18 protein-coding genes are annotated in these 16,521 nt (G+C 55.4%); 6 read left to right on the forward strand and 12 right to left on the reverse strand.

The window, feature by feature from the left end:
- Positions 1-47: 47 nt before the first annotated feature.
- The 4 genes from GVO84_RS00330 to GVO84_RS00345 all read right to left on the reverse strand — a co-directional run bounded on the left by GVO84_RS00330 (position 48) and on the right by GVO84_RS00345 (position 3,579).
- Positions 48-1,136 carry an AAA family ATPase gene (locus GVO84_RS00330; RefSeq protein WP_159515220.1) on the reverse strand — a complete coding sequence of 363 codons (1,089 nt, stop codon included), beginning with the start codon at positions 1,134-1,136 and terminating at the stop codon, positions 48-50.
- Positions 1,137-1,281: 145 nt separating this feature from the next.
- The gene (locus GVO84_RS00335) at positions 1,282-2,241 is read right to left on the reverse strand and encodes a YbgA family protein (RefSeq protein ID WP_063145778.1); all 960 of its coding nucleotides are present in this window, start codon (positions 2,239-2,241) and stop codon (positions 1,282-1,284) included.
- A gap of 102 nt (positions 2,242-2,343) precedes the next feature.
- Entirely contained in the window at positions 2,344-2,754 is a 411-nt protein-coding gene (gene uraH, locus GVO84_RS00340) for a hydroxyisourate hydrolase (RefSeq protein WP_159515221.1), read from the reverse strand.
- Between the two features lie 99 nt (positions 2,755-2,853).
- On the reverse strand, positions 2,854-3,579 hold the full coding sequence (locus GVO84_RS00345; protein WP_121426055.1) for a MerR family transcriptional regulator: 726 nt from the start codon (positions 3,577-3,579) through the stop codon (positions 2,854-2,856).
- 117 nt (positions 3,580-3,696) lie between these two features.
- On the opposite strand from GVO84_RS00345, the gene GVO84_RS00350 reads away from it, so the two are divergent.
- On the forward strand, positions 3,697-4,221 hold the full coding sequence (locus GVO84_RS00350; protein WP_033147067.1) for a lipocalin family protein: 525 nt from the start codon (positions 3,697-3,699) through the stop codon (positions 4,219-4,221).
- A 3-nt stretch (positions 4,222-4,224) separates the two neighbouring features.
- Here GVO84_RS00350 and GVO84_RS00355 read toward each other — a convergent pair whose 3' ends face one another.
- The 6 genes from GVO84_RS00355 to GVO84_RS00380 are packed head-to-tail and all read right to left on the reverse strand — an operon-like array spanning position 4,225 to position 10,261.
- The gene (locus GVO84_RS00355; RefSeq protein ID WP_159515691.1) at positions 4,225-5,235 is read right to left on the reverse strand and encodes a fimbrial protein; all 1,011 of its coding nucleotides are present in this window, start codon (positions 5,233-5,235) and stop codon (positions 4,225-4,227) included.
- Positions 5,235-5,750, reverse strand: a complete 516-nt coding sequence (locus GVO84_RS00360; RefSeq protein WP_159515222.1) for a fimbrial protein — start codon at positions 5,748-5,750, stop codon at positions 5,235-5,237. The genes GVO84_RS00355 and GVO84_RS00360 overlap by 1 nt, the downstream gene beginning before the upstream one ends.
- Positions 5,741-8,266, reverse strand: coding sequence for a fimbria/pilus outer membrane usher protein (locus GVO84_RS00365; protein WP_159515223.1), 2,526 nt, complete (start codon positions 8,264-8,266; stop codon positions 5,741-5,743). The genes GVO84_RS00360 and GVO84_RS00365 overlap by 10 nt, the downstream gene beginning before the upstream one ends.
- A gap of 23 nt (positions 8,267-8,289) precedes the next feature.
- Positions 8,290-8,967: a fimbrial biogenesis chaperone gene (locus GVO84_RS00370; RefSeq protein ID WP_121426051.1), complete on the reverse strand. Its 678-nt coding sequence runs from the start codon at positions 8,965-8,967 to the stop codon at positions 8,290-8,292.
- Positions 8,968-9,020: 53 nt separating this feature from the next.
- On the reverse strand, positions 9,021-9,605 hold the full coding sequence (locus GVO84_RS00375) for a fimbrial protein (RefSeq protein WP_159515224.1): 585 nt from the start codon (positions 9,603-9,605) through the stop codon (positions 9,021-9,023).
- Between the two features lie 53 nt (positions 9,606-9,658).
- Positions 9,659-10,261, reverse strand: a complete 603-nt coding sequence (locus GVO84_RS00380; RefSeq protein WP_121426049.1) for a helix-turn-helix transcriptional regulator — start codon at positions 10,259-10,261, stop codon at positions 9,659-9,661.
- A gap of 704 nt (positions 10,262-10,965) precedes the next feature.
- Between GVO84_RS00380 and GVO84_RS00385 the strand changes: the two genes are divergently transcribed.
- From GVO84_RS00385 to GVO84_RS00405, 5 genes are all read left to right on the forward strand, one after another.
- Positions 10,966-11,727 carry a winged helix-turn-helix domain-containing protein gene (locus GVO84_RS00385; RefSeq protein WP_121426048.1) on the forward strand — a complete coding sequence of 254 codons (762 nt, stop codon included), beginning with the start codon at positions 10,966-10,968 and terminating at the stop codon, positions 11,725-11,727.
- A 1-nt stretch (position 11,728) separates the two neighbouring features.
- Positions 11,729-12,208, forward strand: coding sequence for a hypothetical protein (locus GVO84_RS00390; protein WP_159515225.1), 480 nt, complete (start codon positions 11,729-11,731; stop codon positions 12,206-12,208).
- A 131-nt stretch (positions 12,209-12,339) separates the two neighbouring features.
- On the forward strand, positions 12,340-13,338 hold the full coding sequence (locus tag GVO84_RS00395) for a GlxA family transcriptional regulator (RefSeq protein WP_236545906.1): 999 nt from the start codon (positions 12,340-12,342) through the stop codon (positions 13,336-13,338).
- A gap of 85 nt (positions 13,339-13,423) precedes the next feature.
- On the forward strand, positions 13,424-14,422 hold the full coding sequence (locus GVO84_RS00400) for a class I SAM-dependent methyltransferase (RefSeq protein ID WP_159515226.1): 999 nt from the start codon (positions 13,424-13,426) through the stop codon (positions 14,420-14,422).
- Between the two features lie 103 nt (positions 14,423-14,525).
- Complete coding sequence (locus GVO84_RS00405; RefSeq protein ID WP_159515227.1) at positions 14,526-14,981, forward strand: acetyltransferase; 456 nt, start codon at positions 14,526-14,528, stop codon at positions 14,979-14,981.
- Here the strand turns inward: GVO84_RS00405 and GVO84_RS00410 are convergent.
- Together GVO84_RS00410 and GVO84_RS00415 are read right to left on the reverse strand one after the other, a co-directional pair.
- The gene (locus tag GVO84_RS00410; RefSeq protein ID WP_159515228.1) at positions 14,971-15,999 is read right to left on the reverse strand and encodes a virulence RhuM family protein; all 1,029 of its coding nucleotides are present in this window, start codon (positions 15,997-15,999) and stop codon (positions 14,971-14,973) included. The two genes, GVO84_RS00405 and GVO84_RS00410, sit on opposite strands and share 11 nt — an antisense overlap.
- Positions 16,000-16,056: 57 nt before the next feature.
- Positions 16,057-16,398 carry a SymE family type I addiction module toxin gene (locus GVO84_RS00415; RefSeq protein WP_159515229.1) on the reverse strand — a complete coding sequence of 114 codons (342 nt, stop codon included), beginning with the start codon at positions 16,396-16,398 and terminating at the stop codon, positions 16,057-16,059.
- Positions 16,399-16,521: the final 123 nt, after the last annotated feature.

Below are 16,521 nucleotides of genomic sequence, written 5' to 3' on the forward strand. Positions count from 1 at the left end.
TTCACTGAAGCGAGATGCGAAAAAACAGTCTCCGTGCCCCCTGGAGACTACCCCAGCCTCTCCACCCTCGTCTCCCCCTCCACCATTGACAGCTGATACAGCGAGAACGACCTCTGCTTCTCAATCAACTGCGCCAGCTCCGGCGAGTGGCTGGTGAGCCAGATCTGCGAGTAGCGGCTGGCCTCGGCGATTAAGCTCGCCAGCGCGGGCAGCATCTGCGGGTGCAGGCTGTTTTCCGGTTCGTTCAGTGCGATAAACGCCGGTGGGCGCGGGCTTAACAGCGCCACCGCCAGGCACAGAAAGCGCAGGGTGCCGTCGGAGAACTCCGCCGGTTCCAGCGGCCTGCTCAGCCCCTCGCGCTGCATCATCATGCGAAAACGTCCGCCGGTGTTGTCGCTGTAAAACACGCAGCCGGGGAAGGCCTGGTCGAGAATGCGCATCAGCAGCAGCTCGTCGCCAATCTCCACGATGGTCTGAAACGCGGCCGCCAGGTTAGCGCCGTCGCTGGCCAGCACCGGAGAGCGGAAACCGACCTGTGGGGCGCGCATCGCCGAGCCGGATGAGACGGAAAACTCATGATAAAAGCGCCAGTTACGCAGGGATTCGCGCATCTGCGACACTTCCGGGTAAAGATGCGGTTCACCGAGCTGTCCGAATACCGATTCGTTCTCATACAGCGTGCCGCTGTGGGTCACTTTCTCGTGATGCACGTTGTTCAGAAATACGGCCTGATTTTTTCGCTTCATCAGCTGTGACGAAGGACGACGGTGCTGGCCGCTCAGCCAGATGGACTCCTCTTTGATAACCGGGTCGAGCTGAAACTGCGAGGGATAGGGCAGCTTCTCCACAAACCCGACCTGCAGCTCGTATTCGTAGGCCTCTGTTTCCACCGCCAGATTCATCCGCCGCAGCTGGTCGCTGCGGGTTTTGCCTGCCCAGAACACCTTCAGAATGCCGCCCTCATTCGCAAGCGCCTGGGAAAATTGCCCCTGAGCGGCGCTGTGCATCAGATGTATCGCCTTGTAAATATTGGATTTCCCGGTACCGTTCGGCCCGAAGACGATGTTGAGCTGCTCCAGCTCCAGCGACATCTCGCGGATGGAGCGGTAGTTTTGAATGTGCAGGGTGTTGATCACAGGCAGGCCCCTTTTGCAGAATAAGCCTGTATATAATCACAGTCTTTGAGATGAAATGCAAAAAAGAGACGACAGTGAGGATGTCGTCTAAACGGGGTACTGCTTTGGGCCTCTATGGGTCAATGGGGCCTTCGCATTTTTATGATCACTTGACTGCCAGACGCAGACCCAAATCATCAGGATAGGGATCAAAGTAGTTTTGCGTCATCAGATACCGGTCGGGGTATTCGGCCAGGTAGTGCTTCAGCAGCGTGATCGGGGCGAGGATAGGCAACTGTCCGTTGCGATAGTGCAGGATCACGTCGCGCAGCTCGCCGCGCTGGCGGGTGTTCAGCTGGCGACGGAAATACCCCTGGATATGCATCAGCACGTTGGTGTGATTCTTCCGCGAGGCGGGTTTTTTCAGGATGGTCATTAGCTTTTCCCGGTACGCCACGAAGAAGGCGTCCAGATCTTCCCACTCGTGCAGCGAGGCAACGAACGGGCCGATTTCACGGTAGCCTGCCTGATGGTGTGCCAGGAGCTGAAGTTTGTAACGGCTGTGGAAGTCCAGCAGCGCGCGGCGCGTGAGGCCATTTTTACGCAGCGTGTTCAACTCGTGCAGGGCAAATACCCGCTCGATAAAGTTTTCCCGCAGCACCGGGTCGTGCAGCCGACCGTCTTCCTCGACGGGCAGCCACGGGTAGGTTTCAAGAAGGGCGGCGGTGAACAGCCCGACGCCCTCCTTGCGGCCCCGGTTGCCGTTTTCATCGTACAGCCGCACGCGTTCCAGGCCGCAGCTTGGGGATTTTGCGCAGACGATAAATCCCGACAGATCGCCGATTTTTGGCAGATAGTCCGCCGTAAAGTCGGCCATTTTCTGCGTAATGTCGTCATGAGGCGGCTTGCTGAAACGGAGCTGCGTTTCGCCGCTGTCCGTCAGCGTCAGGCGTATGGCCGGGCGAGGCGTCGGCAGACCGATAGCCATTTCCGGGCAGACGGGCCTGAAATTCACCCACTGGGCCAGCTCATCCATGACGAAGCCCATACGCTTGTGTCCGCCGTCAAAGCGAACGGCGGATCCGGTCAAACATCCGCTAATACCGAGTACAGGTTTCGTTGTCATGGTGTGGTCCTCCCGTTCATATAACTAAAACTTACACAACATGACTAATTTGTCCAAGTATTCGCGGAACTATTTTTTATAATCCTTTAAAATCAATGCATCTTAACTACCCTTGTAGGTCGAGTAACCGTACTGGCTCAGCAGAAGCGGGATGTGCAGCTTTTCGTTGGTGCGGGTCACGGTAAACAGCACCGGGATCTCCGGGAAGAAGGAGTCCAGCTTTTTGCCGTGGAAGTAATCTGCGGTTTTGAAGGTCACTTTATACACGCCAGGCTGCATGTCCCGATCCTGCGGATAGAGCGATTTGATACGGCCGTCGTGGTCGGTTTTGCCGCTGGCAATCGGGGTCCATTTGTCCTGCTGTTGCTTTTCGAGAGTCACAGTCACATCCGACGGCGGCATCCCGGTTTGCTGGTCGAGAATGTGGACGCTCAGCGTGCCGGCAGGGGCGCTAAAGGCAGCAGGGGCAAAGGCCATCGAGGCCAGGATCAGCAGAGGGGCAGTTTTTTTCATGGTGTTTTCCTGTGGAGTTATTCGTCACAGGAAAACGTTAGCATCTGCGGCGCGGGAAAATATTCAACTTTTCGTGAAGATTCCCGCAGGAGAAAATTATCAGAGGATAATCACTTCAAGCGATACCTGCTGCTGCCACTGCTCCAGCTGCTTTTTCCGCCCGGCGGTGAGTTTGCCGCTGGTGACCAGAAGCCATTTGCGCTCCGGGAAAATTTCCGGTGCCAGCGCGTCAGGCGGAACCGGCAGGATGTCGATCCGGTGGCCCTGCCCGGTGCGCGTTAAAGCTTCGAGCCAGATCTCGCACGGGTCGTTAAGGTGCCAGCCGCTGAGCAGAATGTTATCGCCCGGCGCTTTTTTATCGCCTTCGAGGCAAAACGAGGTGTAGGCGATGATGATGCCGTCGAGGATCGCGCGCAGGGTCATGGCGGCAGCGACGTTGGCCGAAACCTGGCTGCGCAGCGGGCGCAGCACGTTCGCGACCAGCTCCGGCCTGGGGTATTCGCGTCCGGCGTCGTAAATCATCTGGCGCAGTGACTCGACTTTGCCGTCCTGCAGGCGTTGCAGCATGTTCTGCTGCAGGGTTTGCCAGTTGTTGGTCCGACCCGGCATCGGGCGTTCCAGCAGCGGTTTGACCTGGCCGATCGGGACGCCTTTTTTTACCCAGTCGAGGATTTTGAGCGCCTGCTGGACGTCCTCATCGCTGTACTGGCGGTGGCCGCCTTCCGTGCGCTGTGGCTTGAGTAAACCATAGCGACGCTGCCACGCCCGCAGGGTAGTGGCGGTGATGCCGCTGAGTCGGGCGAATTCGCCGATGGAGTAAGCCATGTCCGTGTCCAGAGTGGAGGAATACTCTCAATATACTACGAATTTTCCCGAACGGGATGAAGCGCCGAAACGGTGCACTACACTTAACGTCCAACCGTGCAAATGAAAGGAATTCTCATGAAGCTATGGCCTGTTGTGACCGGTGTTGCCATTGCGCTGACGCTGGTCGCCTGTAAATCCCCCACGCCGCCGAAGGGCGTGCAGCCGATTTCTGGTTTTGACGCCAGCCGCTATCTCGGAAAATGGTACGAGGTCGCCCGTCTGGAAAACCGCTTTGAACGCGGGCTGGAGCAGGTAACCGCCACCTACGGCAAGCGCAGCGACGGCGGCATCAGCGTGCTTAACCGGGGCTACGATCCGGTGAAGAACAAGTGGAACGAGAGCGAAGGGAAAGCGTACTTTACCGGCGAACCGACCACCGCCGCGCTCAAGGTGTCGTTCTTCGGCCCGTTCTACGGTGGCTATAACGTGATCAGGCTGGACGATAAGTACCAGTACGCGCTGGTGAGCGGCCCAAACCGCGACTACCTGTGGATCCTGTCGCGCACGCCAACCATTCCGGATGCGGTGAAGCAGGATTACCTGAACACCGCGCGCAGTCTGGGCTTCCGGGTTGACCAACTGGTGTGGGTCAAGCAGTAGCCCCTACTGGTAGGAAAACGTAATGCTGGCCAGCGCGTTGGCCGAACCGGGGACCAGTTCACCGGTTCGGATGTACTGCGCCTGGAACGGTAACGACAGGGTTTGCGCCGCCGCGGTGCTCTGGATAAAGAACTGGCCGGTCGTGCCCGCGGCCGAGCTGTCCGGTCCCATCGTCAGCGGTCCGGTGCCGTTGTAGAAAAACTGCACCCCAACGCCGGACGCCGTGGAGTCTCCGGTCAGCGTCACCACCGACGAGGTGTTCGACGGCGTGGTCTGATCGGTCATCACCGCGTGAACCGCCACGTCCGCGTCGCAGGTCAGGCCGACGGTAAACGTCCCGGATGGCGACGTGCTTCCCACCGTGGGCAGAGTGCGTATATCAATGGTGCCGAGCGCCACGCTGGCGTTTTTGCTGCCGACCGTACACCCGCTGGCGGTTACCGTGATGGTGGTCGGGCTGATGATGACCTGCGCTGTTTTGACCTCGTTGTTATAGGCGGTTAACACCGCGGCGTTGATAGTCGGGATGTTATAGACGCCGGATTTCAGCGCCGTACCGGTTTTAATAAAGGTGACTTTTGCTGACCAGCCCAGATCCTGGGCATACCCACTGGTGCCCTCTGCCGGGTAACTTTGCGTGATACCGTTTTGCAGGGGAATATATTTTGTACCATTAAAATCCTTCAGCCCGATGATGTACCCCACGCCCGGCACGCCGGTCTCAAAAATGGTGTAGTTCACGCCGTCGACGGTAACCGTCGCACCGCTCGAAATCGCGCTGCTGCTGGGCTGCAGCGTGCCTTTGTTACAGGTAAAAATAAGCCCGCACCAGAACACCTGCTGCACGCTGGCGGTGGCGCTCCACGTCGATCCGATAATACTGCCCGGTGCCACCGAATCCGCTGGCCCGCTGTAGGTCATCGGCTGAGGGGAGAGGGTAATGTCCGATTTCCAGTCCAGAGCCTGCGCGCTGACGCAGAAAAGTAATCCGCTGAGAAGAAACGCTAAACGCATCATAGATACTCCGTTGTCCAGGTGGCGAAGGCTGACACATCACCGGCGCTCACGGGTGCGCCGGTGGCAACCAGCTGTGCGTAAAAGGTCATCTGTACGCTGTCATCCCCCGCTGTTCCGTACGCGGTGGTTTGCGTGTTAAGGGGAATGAGTACGCTCTTTTTATCGAGGATCTGCACCGCCACGCCGGTAGCGCCACCGTCGGCAATTTTCAGCAGCTGCGGGTTGGCATCATCAGGCGTACCGCTGAAGTGGATTTTTACGCCAGCAAAGGTTGGCCCGCACGCTTCAAGCCTGAGCGTAAAGGGCGTTTTGATATTGCTGACGGCCCCGGCGCGCGTAAATTGTTTGATGCCAATGGTACCCAGCGGCACGTTTTGCTCCTCGGAGTCCTGCGCCACCACGCAGGTGTTGCCGATCAAATTGCCGGTGACGGAAACCAGCACGTCATACCCGCGAACGGGGAGAGCGAAAGCCAGCAGTGCGATGCAGCCGATCCGAAACGTTACTGACATACCACCTCCTGAGAATAGAGACCGGTGCGGGCGTTATAGTTCTGCTTGTTTAAGGCGTAGGTAATGGCGCAGCGCTGGCTGTTGCCGCGACCCCACACGGCGTTCAGCTTGCCCTTCTCTGACAAACCGGACAGATACAGGCTGCCGCCATCGCCGACGATGCCGCTGGTTTTGTCATTATCGAGCGAGACCAGCGTGCCGAAGGGGAGCACGTCGTTGCCGTGACGCACGATAAACATCGCTTTTGCTCCCTGATGCGTGGTGAAGGTGGCGCGAACCAGGGCACCATCGGTAGGCGTTTTGTTGGCGATGGCGTTTTCCAGCTCCACGTCGTTGCCAGCGGTCGTCACGTCCAGCGCGACCTGGTTAACGCGGTACGGCGTGGCGTATGGGATCACCGCATAGCCACGGCTGTCCGTTTTGATGCCTTTGTGGTTAAGCACGGCGACGTTGCTGGCTCCCGGGGCTTTTACCAGAATGTTGGTGTTCCCGAGCGGCTGGCTCAGCGTCAGGCCATCTTCATGCACTACCGCACCGCCGCTGATGCCGTAGCTGAGGTTGCGGGAGTTGCTGGTGTAGCTGTAGCCCAGGTTGTAGTCTCCCCGCGCGCCTTCGTACTGCAGGGTGGCATCGCCGCCGTAGTGCTGCTGGGCGCTGTAGCGCTGGTTGACGCTATAGAACAGATTTTCCTGGCCCGGCAGGTAGCCGCTCACGCCCGTGCTGGCGGTTGTACCTGTGGAGTCCGCATGGGTCGTGGTAAAGCGCGCGCGGGTAGACAGCGCCGGATTGCCCAGCGGGACCGAAATCGACATCGACAGGATGTTATCTTTCTTGTCGTCATACAGGCTTGAACTTCGCTGAACGCTGACGCCAAGCGACACGTTGCGAAACGTGGCGTTCCACGCAAATTGCAGGCTTTGCGTGGTGTCTGACGTGTTCCAGTAGGTCTGCTGATCCCACGACAGTGACAGCGAGCCGTATTGTCCCATCGGCTGGGACAGCAGCAGCTGGTTTTTTGCCTTGCGCGACATGCGCAGGTTGTACACGTTGTCGTAATGGGTGGTGACGGTGCCATCGTCTTCCACAGTCTGCTTTGGCGATCCGCCCGACATCCCTTTGTACGTCGTGTCGCTGAGGGTATAAAACCCTTTCGTGGAGTAGCGCAGCGAGAAGAAGTTCACCCGCGTGCCAATGTCGTTCAGCAGCTTGCTGTAGCGCAGGCGCACCGAATCACCGCTGTAGTGCCGATCGTCCGCCAGCTGGCTGCGGGCATGGGTCAGGTCGATGGAATAGGCGCCAAAGCGGCCGAGGTTCTGCCCAAACCCGAAGGCCAGGCCGTTATAGCGATCGGCAAACTGTGCCCCGCCGTAAAATGTGAGGCCATATTGCCAGCCATAAAACAGTTCGCCCTGCGCGAAAGAGGGCGCATCCTGATTGCCCGTCGGACGGTATTTCCCGGCACCGAGGGCATATTTCACCTGTCCGTTACGCACCAGGTTCGGCACGCTGGCAAAAGGAAGCGTGTATTGCGTTTTGCTGCCGTCGTTCTCCTGAATGGTGACCGCCAGATCGCCGCCCGAGGAGGTCGGGTAGAGATCTTTCAGCACAAACGCCCCTGGTGGAACAGAGGTTTGATAGATGATGTTGCCGTTCTGGCGAACCGTTACGGTCGCGTTGCTGCGCGCGATGCCCCGGACTTCCGGCGCATAGCCGCTGAGGCTGGCGGGCAGCATGTTGTCATCGGTTTTCAGGGCGATGCCGCGCAGGCCCACGGAATCGAAGACCTGCGCCGAGGTGTACGTTTCCCCGGCATACACCTGCGCGCGCAGGGCGTGAATATCGCGCTGCAGCCAGGTCTGCACGTGGGTGAGTTCATTGCTGTCTTTGGTCCACGTGGTGAAATCACGCAGCCGCCACGCACCCAGGTTGACGCCGCTGTTGAGGCTCGCAAAAAGCTGCTGTTCCCGCGTGCGCGTCTCGCCGCGATACTCATTGTTCGAGCCATTGACCACGTAATTCAGCCACGCGGCAGGAATGCCCGCCTCCCAGCTTTCCGGGCTGACATACCCGCGCGGCAGATTGCGCATTGCACTTTGCGGTACGGTGAAGCTCAGGGTGAGCGTCTTCTGGTCCAGGTCAAACTGCGTATCCGCAAACGCCTTCGTTAAGAAGATGCAGCGCTGCGCCAGCGGCAGCGCTCCGCCCTTTGCCTGATGACTATCGATGCCCAGCGCGTCGAATTGCTCAGGCGTGAGGCAGGGCAGCGCTTCACCCGTACTGTCTTCAGCAAGGCGGAACGTGATGTTACCTGTGAACGCGTAGTTGGTATTGATATACACGTTGAGGTTGTAATCACCCGGTGGCAACGCGCTCCCGGCGTTGACCCAGGCGAGATCGGCGCTGTTTGCGCTCTCGCCGTTGAGGAACGCGGGGTTAAATTGCAGCTCGCTTTCAGCAGCCACGGCTTGCCGAATCACCAGGGAGATCACCGTGGCGCACAGGATTTTTCTTTTCACGTGGTCACGCCTTACTGTTTGTATTATTGGGATAACGATGCGCGCGTGGCGGGGGTCCATGCCCCATAATCGTTAATGGTCTGAAAGCTCATGCTGCCCGCATGGCTGAAGGTTTCGGCCAGCGTCACGCTACCTTTCGGGGGCACCATCACCGGCTGCACCGGGATACCGTCAATTTTCACATTGATGGTGGTGAGGTAGTACGGCGTAGGGTTGCTGAGCGTGACCTTTCCGGCGCGGTAGGAACCGGTCAGGCGTTTCCACGCCTCTCCTGGGCTCTCACTGAGTCCCGCCGGGCGATAAAAGACCTTGATGCGGTTAGCCGACGCAAACTGCAGCGTATTCCCGGATCCGCTTTTCGCCTGCTGGGGGATGGCTTTGACCGTCATCCAGTAGAGCGTCTCCCGATCCTCTGGCAGGGCTTTACCGTTAAACATGATTTTCACCGCGCTTTCGCTGGCCGGTTTCATGACGTACAGCGGTGGCGTGATCACGAAGTCGTTGGTACGTTCGCCTTTCTCATTTTCCATCCATGACTGGATCAGGAACGTGGCGTCGGGATGGGTGTTTCTCACCTGCATCATCGACTGGGTGGTCGCGCTGGAGTAGACCATTCGCGTTGCGCCCAACCCCACGCCGCCAGCATAGACGGCGGAGGAACATAACGTACCCGCCAGGCAAATCAATGTGTTTACGCGCATAGTGTTTCTCCTGAAAGCTAAGCCAGGCCCGGCCAGCAGACCGGGCCTGAAGATTACGAATAGGTCACGGTGTAGGTCGCGACAGCGCTGGCATCACCCGCGGTGGCACCGCCCTTCGGCGAGTAATATTTCGCGCTGAAGTTCAGGGTGTTGGCACCCTTGCGCAGAGGGATGGCCGAAGCAGGTTCACCCAGCTTCACTACGTTGCCCTGCTCGTCATAAAGGCGAATAGCCACGTTTTGCGCAGAGTTGGCGCTGCCGTTTGCCCCGACGGACAGGCTATTTACATCGGAACCGTCCGGCGTGCCGGTGAAGGTGACGGCCACAGTTGTCGCGGCAATCGGGTTCTCTTCAGTTGAGGCTGAGGTGTCGGCGATTTCACAATCTTCCAGGGTGATGGCAAACGCTTTCGCCGTGCTGGCTTCGCTGCCCGCACTCGCCAGCGTCGCGGTACGTACTTCACCCATATCCACGTCAATGTTGGCGCTTCCTGCGCTGATGGCGCAGGCGGAGGTCACCACTTTGCCGTTAAAGTTCACCGTGCCGCCGCTGGTGCCGGCAGCCAGCGCCGTGCCAGCTGGCAGTAATGCAGCAATAGCGACCGCAAGCAGCGTTTTGGTATTGAATTGAGCTTTCATTGTCCTGATTCCATTATGTTGTTATGTCGAGATTTGCTCTGAAAGGAGCAGGTTTAACTGGTTAAAAAGACCAGCAAATCTGTCTTGTTCCTGAGCCCGAGTTTTCTTATCGCTGAGCTTTTTAACGCGCTGACACGACGGTAAGAAAGCTGCTCTGTTTCGGCGATGTAACGCATATCCAGACCCTTTCGCAGTTCCTTCAATACCCTCCATTCGCCCGGCGTCAGCGATAACGCCGTGGGTTTCTTTATTGGGCGATAACGGCTATCGACCAGTTTTAATACGCTGGCTCGCCAGTGATAAAGCGGGTCCTGCAGCGAGATATAAGCGTCTATTTCACCGCGTATCCACAGCCAGGAATTTGCTGGTGCGGAATACATGCAAATAAGCACGCCGGGATAGAGCACTTTCATCTTCTTGATATATTTCAGGCAATCATAACCCGCGTGATATTTATCCGTGCCGGATAAAAAAATCACGTCTACAGGTGTTGCCGTTAACATCTTTTCGAGCTCCGCGTAATCATTGCTTGATGCATTAATCTGCATGTCAGGGGCAATGTTTTTTAATAACGCGGCGATCCCCTGGCGCGTAAAGTGATCCCCACCCAATAGCGCGATATTTAAATGACGTGTGTTGTTGTGTTTATTCGCCATGACATTCCCTCGATTTATAATTGTAATGAGACTCGCCTGTATGGTAAGGCGATGCCTGATATTCTCGAAGCAATTAAGCATTGCACGGTGTGAGCTCACTATACTCAAGGCGTAAAAGAGGTAACCTGAATTAATCTTAATTTGTTTTAAGTGCAATTTACGTGTAGCGTCAATTCTCCTCGTTGAACCGTCTCTTACTTATCTGCCTGTAAATAATGATACCGGTATTTTTTATTAAAAAGTTGGCTTTAATAAATGTTTTGTAAGGGGATTGTCTGGTGATGTCATACGAGGCGCATTGTTACTGACGGTTACTAACAGTTTCGAGCTGAAATTGTTAATTAAGACGATAGCTTTCGAATTGGTCGCGTTTTCGAAATCCGGTGGCAGGGCACGTCCTCTCTGCTTTTCGCTAAAAAAATAAATTAAGCATGCTGAATAATTCAGACAGCGATGACTAAAGCGTTCAACTGGCGCATTTGTCGAGTTTTGTCAGTGTCAAGACGGCTTAAGCGGCGATTAAGAAAAGTTCAGACTGATAGATAAGGAGAAAGGAAAAATAAGATTTTTCGCCAGGCGTCAGGATATACAGTTGCGCATTTATCCGTCACATTAATCCTTACACAGGCGAGGGATACGCAGGTTAATCGTAAAGGGATTTTACTGTAGTAACAGGTGTTGACCGGAGGTATTTAGCCCATTCTATGCATAAGTATTACATTATTAATGGCCTGGTAGAGTTTCACCCAGCAGCCAGCACATTACGCGATCTGAACAATCCCGAGCGGGTAGTGGTATTAAATTCCCCGGCGGGCCGCTGTTTGTTGTTATTAATAGAGAGAGTCGGAAGTATTGTGACTCAACAGGAGTGCATGGATATTGTCTGGCAGCGCCGGGGGATGTTGGTTTCGCCTAATACCTATTACCAGAACATTTCTATTCTGCGTAAAGGGCTGAAGAAGGTGGGTTTCGAAACCGATCCGATTGTCACTATCCCGCGCATTGGACTCACGCTCGCAAGCGATACGCAAATCACTATTAAAGAGACGCAGCCGCAGGCTGAAGAGGAAGAACACGCTGCGCCGGATGTCTGCGAAGAGACTGTCGCTCCGATGGTATCGACACGCCGCTTCTGGCTGCCAGCCGCGCTGGTAGTATTGCTGGTATTGGCTGGCGTGAGCGTGATAAGCCATCGCCTGATGCATGACAGCTATTTTGTGGACGGATACCGCTTCGCGACGAAGTTGGGCGAGTGCCAGCTCTATTTTGCTCGCGATATTGAAACGCAACGCGATCGGGATAAAGCCCTGGTCTATGCCACCCCGTTTAAGGATCAGTGCGTGAACTATCCCTGGGTATATGTCAGCGGCTACACATTGCTACCTCGCGCGTCGGTCATTCGCTGTGACAGGCCAATGACGGAATCCAACCGCTGTATGTCTGATTATTTTATAGAGGATCGCTAGTATGATTCGCTACCGTCAAATGCTCTTTGCGCTCTGCCTGTGCCTGCTGATGGGGGCTGTTGTGGCGGCGTATTACCTCTGGCATCGCCATTACATACAGCCCTTTGCCTGTCAGGTGAACTTTATTCAGCATCATCGGGATGAGACGCTCTCTCTGTGGCTGAATTACAGCGTGGAGGGTAACAGCGGAATACTCAGCATGAATGGCAAGTTGAAAAGCGATCCAACGAAGAGGCTAAATCGCAAAGTGTTCTTTCAGATTGAGCGTAGAGACAGCGTCTATAACCTGACGTCCGTACGCAATATAAAATTTCCGGACGACAACATTAGCGACAGCTGGCTTGAAAAGTACGAGCCCTTATTTTTTATCTACCCGGACAAGAATATTTATATGCGTATTAAGAAACAGCAGAATGAGAATTATTTATTTATTCTGGGGACGCTGCCAACCTATGTGTGCCACACGTCAAAAAACAGATAGCGAAAGGGAGAAATTCTTTTAAGTTTTGCCGGCGTCATTTATGCTTGATTTAACAGCTATGATATACATTATGGGAATATAATAGCAGCAATAATGTTGCGATAATGTAATTATTCTTCTTCGGCAAGTTAATGAAAACTTTAATTGATGATAGCGTCAGAATGACGCCTGCACGGAATAAATCCCTGCATATGGGTTTACTTCTGTGGCCACAGTTCTCGCTTTTAGCATTTTCAGGATTGATAGAGGCGTTACGCATTGCATCCAGCGTCCAAAAGCGTAGCCAGAAAATATGCTTTAAACTCAGCCTGATAAGCATTCACCCCGACTTACCGGTTGTAAGCAGTTCTGGTATCAGCGTAAGGCCCGATGCTGCCCATGCACCGCCCGGTGACTTCGACTACATTGCGGTGATTGGTGGAGGTCTGGAGCATCTTCACCAGGGACACCGTGGCGACAGAGCGTTTCTCACGGATGCTCATCACAACAGCACTCCTCTGATAGGTATTGGTACCGGCAGCTTTATTCTGGCGGAGGAAGGGTTACTGAACGAGCGCCGCGCCTCGATTCATCCTCATCACCATGGCGTTTTCACTCAGCGGTTCCCGCAGGTATATGCTGAGCAAGGCCTCGATTATATCGACGAAGGTGATGTGCTGACCTGCCCGGGCGGGATCTCAACGCTCACCCTGGTAACGTCGCTGATCCGCGCCCACGGGGGAGACGACATTGCGGCTACTACCTCCCGGCGTCTGTCTCTTCCTCCGCATGATGCCGCCACGCCACGGCCCGCGAATGTCGCCATGATCCCTGATTCACGGCTGCGCAGGGCGGTGACGATTATCGAACAATATCTGACTCATCCGCTAAACGCCGCCAGGCTCGCTCAGGACGTCAAGCTGAGCGAACGTCAGCTCAACCGCCTGTTTCACGCCGAGTTTGGCAAAACGGCGCGGGAATTTATCCGCAGCGCCAGGTTGCGCTATGCCTGCTGGCTGCTGAAAAACTCTCAGCAAAGCGTGACGGATATTGCGCGGCGGATGCGGTTCAGCGACTGCGCCCACTTTATTCGTCATTTTCAGATCGAGTACGGCTGTACGCCGGGAGTATGGCGCACGTCGCAGAACTGATGTGCCGATTTCGTGCTTTCTTCGTAGGGTATTACTGGCCCGCCTGGATAGACTTCCGTTAAAAGCCCAACGGAGGGAAGACGACATGAACTGGCAGCCTTTTCGCGGCGATGCACCGGAAAATATGACGATTTTTAGCGCGTCATTTCCCGACGTCAGCGACCAATGGCCGATGAAAGACGATGCTGCCCGTGAGATCGCCTCCCTTGACCGCGCCCTGAAAGCCGAGCCAGCGCTCCGGCCGCCGAGGGTGGAATACGACGAAGGGGGGCAGGCCGTGCTGGTTCCCCAGAACCGCTATTCCGAACAGGCCTTCCGCAACCGCCCGGCGCTTGCCGCGTGGCGAACGCGGCTTGTCCCCTCCGCGCTGGCGCTGTTTGTGGTGCAAAACCCGCTGGAAGATCGCCTGCCCGACGGCACTAAAATGGACAGTGACAGCCGCCAGTGGTTTATCCACGCTAACGATGCAGTTGGCGTGCGTTCCCGCGCCCGGGTGCTGGCCGCGCTGGTGGATAAGTACATTCATAATGAGAGCGAGAACAACTGGGTCAGCCTTGCGAGTGGGGCCGCCATCCCGGTGCTGGAGGCGCTGCGCGAAGCAAAGCTCGACGGCCAGCAGGTGTATCTCACGCTGGTAGACAAAGACCCGGTGGCGCTCAGCTGGGCCGAAACCATGGCGGCGCAGGAAGGCATTGTGGTGGGCGAACAGCTGACGCTGCTCAGGCGCAACCTGCTCCATACGCTGGTGCGTAACGAGGACTTGTTGCTGGAGCTGGGCGAGCATCAGGCCGAACTGGTCGACGCGCTGGGGATCTTCGAATACTTCAACGATACCGATGCGGTGATTTTTCTCCAGCGCGCGCTGCGGCTGGTCAAGCCCGGCGGCGCGGTGATTGTGTCGAACATGCTGACCAGCAGCCCGCAAATTGACTTTGTGCTGCGGGGTATCGGCTGGGAGGATATTTACCCGAGGTCGTTACAGCATCTGCAGGATATCCACCTCGCGGCGGGCGTGCCGGTGGAAAACGTCACCGTGGTAGTGCCGAAGGATGGGGTGTATGCGGTGATGGAGATTAAAGCGTAGCGCGTCCAGTTCCCTCTCCCTTGAGGGAGAGGGTTAGGGTGAGGGGGAACAGGCTGCACAGAGTGACTTGCATTAGTTGGGTTTTCCAAACATGATCCCCCCCATGAAAATAGAAACCGCACACCCCACACACTTTGAACGCCTGGTCACCATCTGGGAATCTTCCGTTCGCGCCACCCATCACTTTCTACAGGAAAGCGATATTGCGGCGCTGCGTCCGCTATTGCTCAACGCGTATCTGCCAAATCTCACCGTCGTGATGGCCCGCGATGACGCAGGCGTTATTCACGGCTTTTTAGGCGTGGATGAAAACCGCATTGAAATGCTGTTTGTTGATGATGCGAGCCGGGGAAAAGGCATCGGGAAATTACTGCTGCAACATGCCATCGCAGAGTTTGGCGTAAACGAAGTGGATGTGAACGAGCAGAATCCGCAGGGTGTAGGATTTTATCGCCATATGGGGTTTGAGCAGGTCGGACGCTCGGAACTGGACGGGCAGGGGAATCCGTTTCCGTTGCTGCATATGAAGCTGAGCATTAATACCGGGATTAGCGCTTAGCCTGCTTATCCCATTTTAATAAGCCGACGATATCTTTCTCACCTTCGGCTTCTTTCAGCAGGCGCTGCTTTTTTTCAAACTCTAGGTATTCTGAGCACGCCTTTTCATCAGCAGCTTTCTTGCTGATTTTGCCTGCGCCTTCTAAAACGTCCCGGTCGTTAAATTGCAGGAACTGATCGAGTTTGGTTTGCCAGTCTCGTAAAAATACCTGCTTGCGGCGTTTGGCCTGATCTTCAGCAAAGTCGAGCCACATATTAACGACACGATTTAGTTCACTGACTTCATCCTGAGACAGATAATTTTTTGCTGTGGTGACATCGCTTTTACGGACTTCTTCGCCTTTATAGCTGGTCAGCCCCATATGCGATTGAGCGGCATCCGCACGCTGGTGAATCAACTCAGCAGCGGTAATACCCGTGCAGGCAAAATGCAGTTTATTCTGGATGATCTGGAAGAATTGCGTGGTTTCTTTGAGTGATGGCTGATAATCAGCGGCTAATGCAAAAATCTCCCTCACGCGGAGATAGACCCGGCGTTCGCTGGCCCGTATATCGCGAATGCGTTCCAGCATTTCATCGAAATAGTCAGGTACGGCGGATGATCCGACAGGTGGATTTTTCAGGCGCTCGTCGTCCATAACGAAGCCTTTTACCAGATATTCCTGCAGCGTTTGGGTGGCCCACTGGCGGAACTGTGTACCTCGCGTGGAGCGGACGCGATAGCCGATGGCGAGAATGACTGGCAGGCTAAAATATTGAACGTTATATACTTTACCATCGCTGGCAGTTGTTCGGTAAAACCGAACAACTGAATTTTCGACCAGCTCACCCTCATCAAAAATATTCTTGATATGCCCACTGATCGTTGCTTTGGCTTTGCCGTATAACTCACAGATCGTAGCCTGTGAGAGCCACAAAGTATCGCTTTCGAAGCGGCATTCAATGCAAACTTTTCCATCCTTGCTGGCAAACATGACGAACTCACCGGCTGGTGAATTGATTAATTCTTCATATGTCATGCTGCCCCACCTCATAAGGTTGATGTCGGTAAGTTCGTAGTATGCCAGAAACAGCCGCTAAGCCAGGTGGTTTGTATTTGATTTTGCGAGGCGCTTTCCAGCATGCGGAATTTGGATCGCTGCAAGCGCGTTCTCTATCTCAATAAGCTTTGCCTTCGTCCGTTTATAATCATCCTGCAACCTCTGCTCCTGCTCGTTATACGCCACCAGAACGATGCATCCTTTCATGACCTTTACCGTGACCTGCTGCCCGGTATCAAAACCCGCCGCGCGCAGCCACTTGCCGGAAAGGATGATTTTCGGCGTGGATTTGTCGAAAACATTCGGGCGGTATCCCACAATTAACGAACGCTCGGTTCCGGATTGGTCGGTGTCTGGGGTAGAATGCGAATCAGCCATAATCAAATCCTTGATAGTTGGTGAGGTTAGACGCTCCGGTTGTGTTCCCGCACATCGGGGCGTTGCAATTACAGGAGGTTTATGTGGCCTCCTATAGGTGTCAGAGTAGATGGATAGGTGGCC

Source organism: Enterobacter sp. SM3 (genome assembly GCF_009811935.2).
Taxonomy (GTDB): domain Bacteria; phylum Pseudomonadota; class Gammaproteobacteria; order Enterobacterales; family Enterobacteriaceae; genus Enterobacter; species Enterobacter asburiae_D.